This window comes from Pseudomonas sp. Xaverov 83 (assembly GCF_019352905.1).
GTDB lineage: Bacteria > Pseudomonadota > Gammaproteobacteria > Pseudomonadales > Pseudomonadaceae > Aquipseudomonas > Aquipseudomonas yamanorum.
Genome location: NZ_JAAAFU010000083.1, coordinates 23,918 through 35,409, shown reverse-complemented (window position 1 = coordinate 35,409; position 11,492 = coordinate 23,918). Strand labels below are relative to the sequence as shown.

Sequence of the window (11,492 nt, the reverse complement as noted above, 5' to 3'; positions counted from 1 at the left end):
CCAAGGCTCGACAGCTGCTACGTGATAAGGAGCTTGGCTTCCAGATGGTCCAGATGTTGAGTCATTAAGGCTGCGGCTTTGCCGGTATCGCCTTGCTCCACCGCATCCACAATCGCCCTATGTTCCTGCCATGCGCAATACGTGCAAGCCTTGGCCTCAAACTGCGCAATCGCCAATGAGGTGAGCGGCACCAGGCTGTTGAGAAACTGTGCCAGCGGCGCGTTACCCGCAATCGCCGCCAGTTGCAGGTGAAATTCCCCGGAAAGGCGAATCGCCGGGCCACGTTCGTCACGCTCGATGCAGTCGCGCTCCCGTGCGATCAACTCCCGCAGTTGGCGAATCTGCGCCGGTTTCGCCTGGGCACACGCCAACTGCACCACGGTGATTTCCGTCAGGCGTCGCGCCTCGAGAATCTGCTGGGTCTGTTGTGCATCCGGTGCCGCCACCTGGGCCCGATGGTTGGGCCGCAGGATGATCACTTGCTGGTGCGAAAGCCGCGCCAGCACTCGGCGAATCACGCTGCGGCTGACGCCAAAACTTTGCCCGAGGCTCTCCTCGGTAAAACGGCTGGCGGGGGCGATGCGTTGCTCGAGGATGGCGTCGAACAACGCCGGGTAGATGTCGTCCACCGAGAGTTTCGGCTTGCCCACCAGGCGCAACGGCGTAAAGGGGAAAGGGGTGTGCAGGGCGTGAGCGGTCATGCGCGGTCTCCTGGAAGTCAGCTACCCAGATGGTCATCCGGGATGTTCAAGCGAATGCCCATGCGCAAGCCTTCCTGCAGGATGTGCCGGCGCATTTCGGCGCTGGCCAGGGCGCTGTTTTTGTTGCGGATCGCGCGCACCACGGCGTCGTTTTCCTGCAAGCGTTCCGCCAGGTGTTCAGGGGAATTGCGCAGCACCTGAGCGCTTTGCTTGAGGGCGTTGCTGGTCTGTTGCACCACGTTCTGGAAGATCGGGTTGGAGGTCAGGGCGAACAGTTCTTCGTGGAACGCGATGTAGGCGTTCATCCCGGCTTCGCTGTCGCCGGCGTCGAGGGCTTCGCGCATGTCCATCAGGGTCAGGCGTAGTTGCCCGACTTCCTTGCTGCTGATGGATTGCGCCACTAAACCTACGATAAACGGCTCGAGGGTGTATCGCAGTTGCAGGATGTCTTCGAGGCTGGCATCGGCCACGCCGCTGTCCTGGGCCTGGGATTCGCTGAGGGTGGTTTCCAGCACCACCACGCCCTTGCCGGGCATGGAGCGCACCAGGCCGAGGGTTTCGAGCACGATCACTGCTTCGCGCAGGCTTGGGCGGCTGATGCCCATTTGCTCGGCCAGTTCACGCTGGCCGGGCAGCATCTCGCCGCGCCGCCACTGACCCCTCGCCAGGGCGGCGCGCAGTTTTTCTACCACTGAATTGACGACGGTTGAGGTGCTGATCACGTCTACGTCTCCTTGAAGTTGCAAATACGGTAGTGAATCCAGCGAAGGTCTATTGTGGGAGCTGGCTTGCCTGCGATGGCGATGTGTCAGCCACCCCATCATGTACTGATACACCGCCATCGCAGGCAAGCCAGCTCCCACATTGGATTTGTGTTGTCTTAGAACTCCTGGTGCGCCGGCAAGACCGGCTTCTTGGCCTGGAAGGCATACCCTTGTTGCCCGTCCAGCACCTTGTTGGCGCGCTGGATATCGATGTCTTTCTCCCAGCGGGCGATGGCCACGGTGGCGACGCAGTTGCCGATCAGGTTGGTCAGCGCCCGGCCAATGCCCATGAACCAGTCCACCGCCAACACCAGCACCAGGCCCACCACGGGAATGGCCGGGATTGCGGTCAGTGTCGCCGCCAGAATCACCAGTGCCGAGCCCGGAATCCCGTGGGCGCCCTTGGAGGTGATCAGCGACACCAGCAGGATGGTCAGCAGGTCGGTCATCGACAGCGGTGTGCCGGTGGCGTTGGCGATAAACACGATGGCCAGGGTCAGGTAGATCGAGAAACCGTCGAGGTTGAACGAGTACCCCGTCGGAATCACCAGGCCCACGGTGGAGCTGCCAATCCCGAGGTGCTCCAGTTTACGCATGATCTGGGGCAACACTGCATCGGAGGAGGCGGTGCCCATCACGATCAACAGTTCTTCCCGCAGGTACTTGAGCAGCGGCAGCATCCGCAGGCCCGACAGGCGCATCACCAGGCCGAGAATCACCGCGACGAACAGGAAGCAGGTGAGGTAGAACAGGCCCACCAGGCTGCCCAGGTGTTGCAGGGAGTCCAGGCCATAAGTGCTGGTGGTGAAGGCGATGGCGCCGAACACGCCGATGGGCGCGAGGCGCACGATCATGCCCATGATGCGGAAGATCACGTGGCTCAACTCGTTGATCAACCGTGAGATCCCGGAAGCAGCTTCGCCCACCAGGTTCAGTGCGCTGCCGAACAACACGGAGAACAACAGCACTTGCAACACGTTGTTGTCCGCGAAGGCGCCGATCACCGAGTTGGGGATCAGGTCCATCAGGAACTGGCTGGTGCCCTTGATGTGCTGGCCTTTGTCGGCCAGTTCATTCAAGCCGGCAGATGACAGTTGTTCCAGGTGGATATTGGCGCCCGTGCCGATCCCGGTGCTGAAGGCCATGATCAGGCCGATCACCAGGGCCACGGTGGTCAGTGCTTCGAAGTAGATCACCGACTTGAGGCCGATGCGTCCGACTTTCTTCAAGTCGCCGGCGCCGGAAATACCGCTGACCACCACGCAGAATACGATCAGGCCAATCAGCATTTTGATTAGCTTGATAAAGCCGTCACCCAGGGGTTTGAGTTGCGAGGAGAATTCGGGGAGGGTGAGGCCGCAGATTATGCCGATCACCAGGCCAATCACGACTTGCAGGAAAATCGAACGCGAGCACCATCTGAGCATGGGAAGGATCTCTATTCGGTGCCCTGGTGGGTCCAGGGCTTAATTGTTGTGGTCTGACCGGTATGTCCAGTGCGGGGCCAGTCTACGCTCGGATTTTTTCAAGTCGCAAGTAAATATTACGTGGATCGCCGGTCCCGGTCTGACCAGTGGGTATGTAAGGTCTGTGCTTGAGCGGTTGGCGGCGGGAAATTTTTTTCGCTTATCATCCGCAGCTTGGGCAAACAGGTGAGCTATGGATATCCCGGGACTGACGACGGATGAGAACGGCCTGACGCGCTGCACATGGCGCACGGCAGCAGCGGAATACCCCGATTACCACGACCATGAATGGGGCGTGCCGGTGGCTGATGACATTGCGCTGTACGAGAAGATTTGCCTGGAGGGTTTTCAGGCGGGCATGGCGTGGATCACCATCCTGCGCAAGCGCGAGGCGTTTCGCCGGGCGTTCGAGGGCTTTGATTTTCGCCGGGTGGCGCAGTACACCGAACAGGATATCGACCGCTTGATGGCCGACCCGGGCATTGTGCGTAATCGCGCCAAGATCGTCTCCACCATCAACAACGCCCGGCGGGCCTGTGAGCTGGTGGATGAAACCGGATCGCTGGCGGCGTGGCTGTGGTCGTTTGAACCGTCCGCCGACGAGCGCCCGGCGCAGGTCGACCTGGCATACTGGACGGCCAACCCGACCTCGGCCGCTTCAACACGCTTGTCCAAGGCCCTGAAAAAACGCGGCTGGAGCTACGTGGGGCCGACCACCATGTATGCGTTCATGCAGGCGATGGGCATGGTCAACGATCATCTTGAAGGCTGTGCCTGCCGGCTTCGAATCGAACACCTGCGCCACCACTTCAAACGACCCTGAGCCACTGACTGTGCGCGGTTAAAACTGTGGGAGCAGGCAAACCAGCTCCCACAGGAGAGGGCGGTGGCGCGGGTTAGTGTGGCAGCGGCGTGAGTACGTCGGCCTTGTCGTCCATCACCATCACCACCAGCAATTTGGCCGGTTGGGTCTGGCTGGCATTGCTCGATTCAAAGTGCCGCGAGCCAGCGGGTTCGTAGAACGATTGGCCGACCTTGTAGGTGATCGCCTTCTCATCGTTGACCCGCGAGGTGATTGCACCTTCCAGTACGTAGGCCACGGCAGTGCCGGTGTGGCTGTGGGGCACGGTGGCCTGGCCCGGCGCATAATCCACGGTGAGCATCACGGTTTTCTTGCCGGGGACGTTGGCCAGGGCGTGTTCCTGCAACACGTTGATCTTTTCCTGGTTGTACACCGGGTCGTGGGCAAAAGCGCTTAACGAGGCCAGCAGCAGGGTGGTGCCGAGCAGTACTTTCATGGTGAGGCTCCGAGTGAGTCGAGACCCGTTCACCCTAGGCCCCGATCCGGATTTGACCAATAGCCAATCCGGCGGAAATTCCCTCAGCCAATCTGTCGCAGGATATCCCGCATCACGTCCAGCGCCGGGTCAATGTCCAGGGTTTCGATCGCGCCAAACCCGATCTTCAGCCCCTCGCGTACCGGTGTGTCGTGGAAAAACACGCTCAGCGGATAGAGTCCCACGTCGGCCTCCCTCGCCCGTTGGATGAGCTGTGGAATATTCACCGGCACCTTGCACAGTGCGGCCAGATGGAACCCGGCCACGGTGGGGACCACGTTGAACCACGGCGAGAGGTCCCCCGCCAGGCGCTGCAGAATCCGTTCCCGGCGTCCGGTATACACCCCATGGCAGCGCCGAATGTGCTTGAGCAGGTAGCCTTCGCTGATGAACTTGGCCAGGGCCCATTGCGGCAGGGTGGAGCTGTGCTGGTCGGTCAGTTGCTTGGCCTTGAGCACCGCGCCGAAAATCGCCGGCGGCAACACCGTGTAGCCCAGGCGCAACTCCGGCAGCAGGGTTTTCGAGAAGGTCCCGACGTAGGCGACCACGCCGCGGGTGTCCATGCTTTGCAAAGAGTCGGTGGGGCGGCCCTCATAGCGGAATTCGCTGTCGTAGTCATCCTCGATCACGATGGCGCCCAGCGCCAGCGCACGTGCCAGCAACGCCTCACGGCGCGGCACGCTCATGGGCATGCCCAGGGGGAATTGATGGGACGGGGTCACGTAGATCAGCCGCGTGCCGTCGGGAATCAAGTCGACCCGCAGGCCGTGCTCGTCCACCGGCACGCCCACCACGGTCGCCCCCATGGCGTCGAACATCAGTCGCACCGGGGGGTAGCCGGGGTCTTCCATGGCGACGACGGTGCCCGGTTCCAGCACCACGCGGGCGATCAGGTCGAGCGCCTGCTGGGCGCCGTTGGTGACTACGATGTCGTCTTCACTGCACCTGACCCCACGGGAAAATGCGATATGCCCGGCGATTGCACTGCGCAGGGCCGGCAAGCCTTCCGGCCGGCTGTAGAAGCCGCTGTCCTGCGAGATACGGCGCAAGGCGTCGAGGGTGCAGCGCCGCCATTCATCCTGGGGGAACTGGCTGCGGGCCGTGGCGCCGCCGATAAAGTCCCGGCTCGGGCGGGTTTCACGGTTGGGGTGACCCATGGGCGCGGGAAGGGCCTGCCATTTGGCGAGGTTGGCGGCGCAGGCCAGGTCGGCGGCACTTTGCAGGTGTTCGCGGCGCGTGGCCCAGGCGTTGACGAACGTGCCACGGCCGATCTTGCCGACCAACAACCCTTCGTAGGTCAGCGCCGCGTAGGTGTCTGAGACTGTCTTGCGCGACACGCCCAGTTGCAGGGCCAGCAGGCGGCTGGGAGGCAATTGCGACCCGGCCACCAGTTGTCCCGACTCAATGGCCGTGCGCAGTTGCTGGTAAAGCTGTTCGGCCAGGTCCTTGCGGCCCTTGATAACGACGTGCAGTTCCATGTTTCATCCAGAGGCAAGCAATCACCCGCAAGATTACCGCAAGTCACCCGCCAGCCGAATCAGGACAGGAAACCACCGTCCACATTCAACGACACACCGGTGGTGTAGCTCGACGCATCGCTGGCCAGGTACAGCACCGCGCCGGCCATCTCGCTCGGGTCGGCCACGCGCTTGAGGGGGATCTGCGCCAGGGCCATTTTCAGGATCGAGTCGTTCTTCACCAGCGCCGAGGCGAATTTGGTGTCGGTCAGGCCCGGCAGCAGTGCGTTGCAGCGAATGCCGAACGGCGCGCATTCCTTGGCGAAGACTTTGGTCATGTTGATCACGGCGGCCTTGGTCACCGAGTAGATGCCCTGGAACACGCCCGGCGAAATCCCGTTGATCGACGCCACGTTGATGATGCTGCCGCCGCCGTTTTCGCGCATCAGCTTGCCGGCTTCCACGGACATGAAGAAGTAGCCGCGAATGTTCACGTCGACGGTCTTCTGGAACGCGCCCAGGTCGGTGTCCAGCACGTTGCAGAATTGCGGGTTGGTGGCGGCGTTGTTGACCAGGATATCCAGGCGACCGAACTGTTCGCGGATCGCGGCAAACACGTTCGTGATCTGTTCCATTTCGCCGATATGGCAAGCAATGGCGGTGGCCTTGCCGCCGTCGGCGATGATCGCGTCGGCCACGTGCTGGCAGCCGTCGAGCTTGCGGCTCGACACGATCACGTGGGCGCCTTGCTGGGCCAGCAACTTGGCGATGGCTTCACCGATACCGCGGCTGGCGCCGGAAACGAAAGCGATCTTGCCGTCGAGGTCGAACAGTTGGGTCTTGGACATGGTTTTTCCTTGAAGAGGGTCAGAGGGAAGACTGTTTGATGACGTTCAGGCTCATCTGCTCCAGCAGCTTGTTCATGTGAATGAACTGCGCAAAGCGTTTGTCCTGGGTCTGGCCATGGAAGAAGCGGTAGTAGATCTGCTGCACGATGCCGGCCAGGCGGAACAGGCCATAGGTGTAGTAGAAGTCGAAATTGTCTATCTGGATTCCGGAGCGTTCGGCGTAGTAGTCGACGAACTGGCGGCGGGTGAGCATGCCAGGGGCGTTGCTCGGCTGGCGGCGCATCAGTTGCACCGGCGCCGGGTCGGCCGCTTCGATCCAGTAGGCGAGGGTGTTGCCCAGGTCCATCAGCGGGTCGCCGAGGGTGGTCAGCTCCCAGTCCAGCACGCCGATGATCTGCATCGGGTTATGCGGGTCGAGGATCACGTTGTCGAAGCGGTAGTCGTTGTGGACGATGCTCGAGGTGGGGTGGTCGGCAGGCATCTTGTCGTTGAGCCAGGCACGCACGGCTTCCCAGCTCGGCGCGTCAGGGGTCAGGGCCTTTTCGTAACGGTCGCTCCAGCCGCGAATCTGCCGCTCCACATAACCTTCAGGCTTGCCCAGGTCGGCCAGGCCGCAGGCGGTGTAGTCGACCTGATGCAGCTCGACGAATTTGTCGATAAAGCTTTTGCACAAGGCTTCGGTTTTCGTCGCGTCCAGGCCCAGTTCCGGCGGCAGGTCCGAGCGCAGGATGATCCCGTTGACCCGCTCCATCACGTAGAACTCGGCACCGATCACCGACTCGTCGGTGCAATGCACGTAGGCCTTGGGGCAATACGGGAAACCGTCCTTGAGCTGGTTGAGAATCCGGTATTCGCGGCCCATGTCGTGGGCGGACTTGGCCTTGTGGCCAAAGGGCGGGCGACGCAGCACGAATTCCTGGCCGGGGTATTCCAGCAGGTACGTCAGGTTCGAGGCACCACCCGGGAACTGGCTGATTTTGACGTTGCCGCTCAAGCCCGGGATATGGGCCTTGAGGTAGGGATCGATGAGGCTGGCATCAAGTTCTTCGCCGGGGCGAATCTGGGTCGATTGGTCATTAAGCGCCATGCTTATCCCTTCTGCTTATTCTTAAGGCCTTGGACTATTGGCTAATCTAATGTGCGCGGCCGCCCAGCCACAAGGTTGGGGCGGCTTAATAGGTTAGCGTGTTGGCCGATGATCAGCGGGCTTGATGTGCTCAGATCACCAGAATTGCGCGCCCGCTGGGGTTGCAGGACAGGTTGGCACCGATTTCAACTTTTGCCAGGTCCACGCCCAGGCCGGTCAGCAGGTTGTTGACCAATGGGTCGAGGAGCGGGCTGAGCACGCCGGAGATAATGCTGGTGAGGAGATTGAGAACACCCGTCACCAGGCCGACCACCAAATTCAGCACCAACCCCAAGAGCCCGCCTTGTGTGGGTGGATGGTTGATCAACTGGATGCCACTGAGGGTGTTGCTCAAGCTGCCTACCACGTTACTGGAACTGAAGCTGAAGTAGTCAGGGGGCTGCTTCACCTCGGGCGGCGACATATAGGTGTGGTTCCTGGTGGTCTTGGCCACGCTGCTGTCGACTCGCAGGCTGATGCCGCCGACGGCGTAGGGTTGCCGAGGGTCACAAGCGCCCTTGCTGCAGGTTTGTATGCCCAGGTCGAGCAATGGAAACTCGTCGACGCTCAGCGGGGCGGTGGAGGAAAACAGGTTTTTCGGATCGATCTGGCCGACCATCAACCGCACGGCCGAAGTGGTACCCACCACCGACAACGATTTGTCCGTCGGCCCGTTGCAGCGAAAGCCGGTCACCTCGCTACTGCCACTGGCCGCTTCCAGGGCCACGTCGAGTTGGGTGCCGATTTTCGCGTCCAGGGAGCTGCCGAGCAATAACCCCAGCAGGCCTGTCACCCCGCCCACCACATCGTTCAGCACGCCGACCACGGGCAAGTTCACGGAGATCAGGGTCCTGACTTGTGCGGTCCTGACGTAGATCGGCTGGGTGGCGATCAGCTTCGGGTTGCCGATGGCGGATATCTGCGCCGGTTCAATGACCTTGGTCTTGACCGTGATGTTCAGTAATCCCAGTACATCCACCGGCAGCTCCACCGCCACGGCGTTGTACTTGTTCGACAGTTGCACAAACCCCTGGATCAGGTTGAACAGTTGCAGCTTGACGTCGAGGGCGCTCTTGTCGGTGCCGTTCTGGATGGTCAACAGGTCCCCCAGGTGCAGGATCTTGGTGCCGGGTGCAATCAGCTTGATCGCCTCCAGGTTGTTGATCACCACCTTGACCGCATCGCTCCCCAGCTTGAGTACGTCAATCGCGGCCTGGATCAAGTCGCCGACGCTGGCGTCGGTCTTGAGCAGTTCGTCGTAATTGCCGGCGCTGACATTCAGCCGGATGGCCAGGGCGTCCAGATAACTGAGCAGGCTGATGTTGGTGTTGATCAACCCCTCCCAGCCCACCGCGTTGAGTTGCAATTTGCCCCCCAGCAGGCCGCCGATCAGCGCGTTGAGCGCTGCGGACTTGGTGCTGTCCACGGTCAACAGCGTGCTGCGAATGGTCAGCGTTGCCACCGGTGGTGCGGGGACGGCGGCCACGGCCACGGCCTGCAACCGGATGGTCGGTTCGAAAGGGCCAGGGGAGAACAGCATGAACAGGCCGTTGGCGATACTGGTGACAACGCGATGGGTGGCGATGACCTGGATCGCATCGGCCTTGGAGGGGTTGGGGCTGAAGGAGCGTATGAAGTCAGCCCCGGTGACCAGGGTGCCACAGGCGGTGGCCAGGGTGCGGTTGTCGTCGATCGGGAAGTCATTGCGGGTCGCGCTTTGAATCGCGAATTGCACGGCGTTGGTGTTCGGGGAGACGCAGGCGCCGCCGCGGGTCACCACTTCCAGTGCCGCGGTGTCGGCAACCCGTTGCAGCTTGCGCTTCTCCAGGTACAGCCGGCCGCTATCGACTACCAACAACATAAACAGCAGGGCGATGCCGAGGGTCATCGCGCCCATCAGTCCTATTGCGCCGCGTTGCCGGGCCGGGCCGAGTCCGTGGCAAACCATCCTGCGTTCCTTTGCCGGTCCAGTGCCGACGTCCTGAGCATCCCCGCAAGCAGTGTAGTCAGGATTTGGATGGTTGCTGGCTATTGGCTACTATTTTTTGGGTGGCAATGTCACGGGTGTCAGTACAGGGCGGCCGGCGAAGTATTCCAGCAGGTTGTCCGCCACGCGCTGCACGGTGTCGTGGGCGGCTTCCGGCGACAGGCCGGCGACGTGGGGCGTGAGTACGGTGTTGCTGAGGCGCTTGAGCGCATCGGGCACGTTGGGTTCATCGTCGAACACATCCAGTGCCGCGCCGCCGATGCGCCGTTGTTCCAGGGCGGCAATCAGGTCGGCGGTGACCACCACGCTGCCACGGCCGATGTTCACCAGGAAACCGTTGGGCCCCAGTGCGTCGAGGGCCTGGCGGTCGATCAAATGCCGCGTGCTGGCGCCGCCTGGCGTTGCGAGGATCAGGAAGTCCGAGGCCCGCGCCAGTTCCACGGCGGTGGCGCAGTAGGTGTAGTCCACATCATCGCGGGGCTGGCGATTGTGGTAACTCACCTCCATGCCGAAACCCAGGGCCGCGCGCTTGGCGATCTCCAGGCCGACGGCCCCCAGGCCAAGAATGCCCAGCTGTTTACCGGCCAGGGAAGGGCGCATGATCTTGGGCCATTCGCTGCGCCGTATTGCCGCGTCTGCTCGGGGAATGTCCCGCACCAGGGACAGCAGCAGGGCCATGGCATGGTCCGCCACCGACGGTGCATTCACCCCGGCGCCATTGGTGACCACGATTCCACGGTTGCTGGCGGCTTGCAGGTCCACGTGTTCATACCCGGCGCCGATCACGCAGATGATCTCCAGTTGCGGCAGCGCGGCGATTTCCTCGGCGTACAGGCCCAGCGGGCCACGGGTCAGCACCGCCTGGATCTGCCCGCCATGGGTCTTGATGGCCTTGGCGCGTTCGGCCGGGGTCGGCGCGAGAATCACATGAAAGCCATTGCCTTCGATGATCGGCAGGTAGTCGTTGATGGTTTCAACCAGGACCAGAACGGTAACGGGCATGCGAGGGCTCTTCCTGAAGGGTTTGATGGCTTCAGTATGCGACATTTTTTCCGAATGAATCCCGCGTCAGGCGAAGAAAAATCCGACGCCCGCCGGGGATTGATACTCCGGCGGGCGTTCCAAGTGGGAGGTTAAAAGCCGATATCTTCCGCCTTCACGCGCCGCACAAATGCCCCGGCCAAGGTCGCGTTGTGGTGCTCGATAATCGATGCGGCCGATAACGCCGGAGTGTCCATGCAAGTATGGGCATCCTCCGGCAGCAGCACCGAGAACCCCAGTTCGACGGCCACCCGGCAGGTTGTGTCGATGCAGTACTGGGTTTTCATCCCGACGATCACCAGCTCATTCACCTGCGCCGCCGCCAGTTGCTGCGCCAGCTCGGTGCCGAGAAAACAGCTGGGCCGGGTTTTGTTGAAAACCGTGTCGCGAGCCCCATCAACCTCCAGCGCTGGCCATAGCTGCCAGAGCGGGCTGCCCACCTCGATGGGCGAGCCCGCAGGGCCGGTGTGACGTGCAGCGAAAATCGGCACGCCAGCGTGCCTGGCGCGCTGAATTAATTGGTTGATGCTGTCGAGTACGCGCTGTCGCTCGTAGGGTTTTTCCGGGCCGTCGTAGAGACCGGTCTGCATGTCGATGACCAGCAGGGCGGGGCGCTTGATGTCAGGCATGTTACTGCTCCTTGTGGTTGCCATGGGCGGAGCAATAAAAAGGCCCCGTCCATTACTGGCGGGGCCTTGGGTAAAACCGGGTGGCTTAGTTTGTGCGCCACTCACAGCTACCACACGACCCGCCGGAAGCGGTCGT

11 protein-coding genes are annotated in these 11,492 nt (G+C 61.9%); 1 reads left to right on the top strand and 10 read right to left on the bottom strand.

Features of this window, described 5'->3' with window-relative positions; translation table 11 throughout:
- Positions 1–17: 17 nt before the first annotated feature.
- The 3 genes from K0H47_RS27500 to K0H47_RS27490 all read right to left on the bottom strand — a co-directional run bounded on the left by K0H47_RS27500 (position 18) and on the right by K0H47_RS27490 (position 2,892).
- Entirely contained in the window at positions 18–701 is a 684-nt protein-coding gene (locus K0H47_RS27500) for a GntR family transcriptional regulator (RefSeq protein WP_219273932.1), read from the bottom strand.
- 17 nt (positions 702–718) lie between these two features.
- Complete coding sequence (locus K0H47_RS27495) at positions 719–1,423, bottom strand: FadR/GntR family transcriptional regulator (protein ID WP_063029417.1); 705 nt, start codon at positions 1,421–1,423, stop codon at positions 719–721.
- A 158-nt stretch (positions 1,424–1,581) separates the two neighbouring features.
- Positions 1,582–2,892 (bottom strand): C4-dicarboxylate transporter DctA, encoded by a 1,311-nt coding sequence (locus K0H47_RS27490; RefSeq protein WP_063029419.1) that lies wholly within the window; start codon positions 2,890–2,892, stop codon positions 1,582–1,584.
- 232 nt (positions 2,893–3,124) lie between these two features.
- On the opposite strand from K0H47_RS27490, the gene K0H47_RS27485 reads away from it, so the two are divergent.
- Entirely contained in the window at positions 3,125–3,754 is a 630-nt protein-coding gene (locus K0H47_RS27485; RefSeq protein WP_093209177.1) for a DNA-3-methyladenine glycosylase I, read from the top strand.
- Between the two features lie 73 nt (positions 3,755–3,827).
- On the opposite strand, the gene K0H47_RS27480 is transcribed toward K0H47_RS27485, so the two are convergent.
- From K0H47_RS27480 to K0H47_RS27450, 7 genes are all read right to left on the bottom strand, one after another.
- Complete coding sequence (locus K0H47_RS27480; protein WP_003210770.1) at positions 3,828–4,229, bottom strand: cupin domain-containing protein; 402 nt, start codon at positions 4,227–4,229, stop codon at positions 3,828–3,830.
- Positions 4,230–4,312: 83 nt separating this feature from the next.
- Positions 4,313–5,746 carry a PLP-dependent aminotransferase family protein gene (locus tag K0H47_RS27475; RefSeq protein WP_093209182.1) on the bottom strand — a complete coding sequence of 478 codons (1,434 nt, stop codon included), beginning with the start codon at positions 5,744–5,746 and terminating at the stop codon, positions 4,313–4,315.
- Between the two features lie 59 nt (positions 5,747–5,805).
- Positions 5,806–6,573: an SDR family oxidoreductase gene (locus K0H47_RS27470; RefSeq protein WP_093209187.1), complete on the bottom strand. Its 768-nt coding sequence runs from the start codon at positions 6,571–6,573 to the stop codon at positions 5,806–5,808.
- Positions 6,574–6,592: 19 nt separating this feature from the next.
- Positions 6,593–7,660: a phosphotransferase family protein gene (locus K0H47_RS27465; RefSeq protein ID WP_177070986.1), complete on the bottom strand. Its 1,068-nt coding sequence runs from the start codon at positions 7,658–7,660 to the stop codon at positions 6,593–6,595.
- Between the two features lie 130 nt (positions 7,661–7,790).
- Entirely contained in the window at positions 7,791–9,647 is a 1,857-nt protein-coding gene (locus K0H47_RS27460) for a pilus assembly protein TadG-related protein (RefSeq protein WP_219273931.1), read from the bottom strand.
- Positions 9,648–9,737: 90 nt separating this feature from the next.
- Positions 9,738–10,688: a 2-hydroxyacid dehydrogenase gene (locus tag K0H47_RS27455; protein WP_219273930.1), complete on the bottom strand. Its 951-nt coding sequence runs from the start codon at positions 10,686–10,688 to the stop codon at positions 9,738–9,740.
- A gap of 131 nt (positions 10,689–10,819) precedes the next feature.
- Positions 10,820–11,356: a cysteine hydrolase family protein gene (locus tag K0H47_RS27450; RefSeq protein ID WP_063029432.1), complete on the bottom strand. Its 537-nt coding sequence runs from the start codon at positions 11,354–11,356 to the stop codon at positions 10,820–10,822.
- Positions 11,357–11,492: the final 136 nt, after the last annotated feature.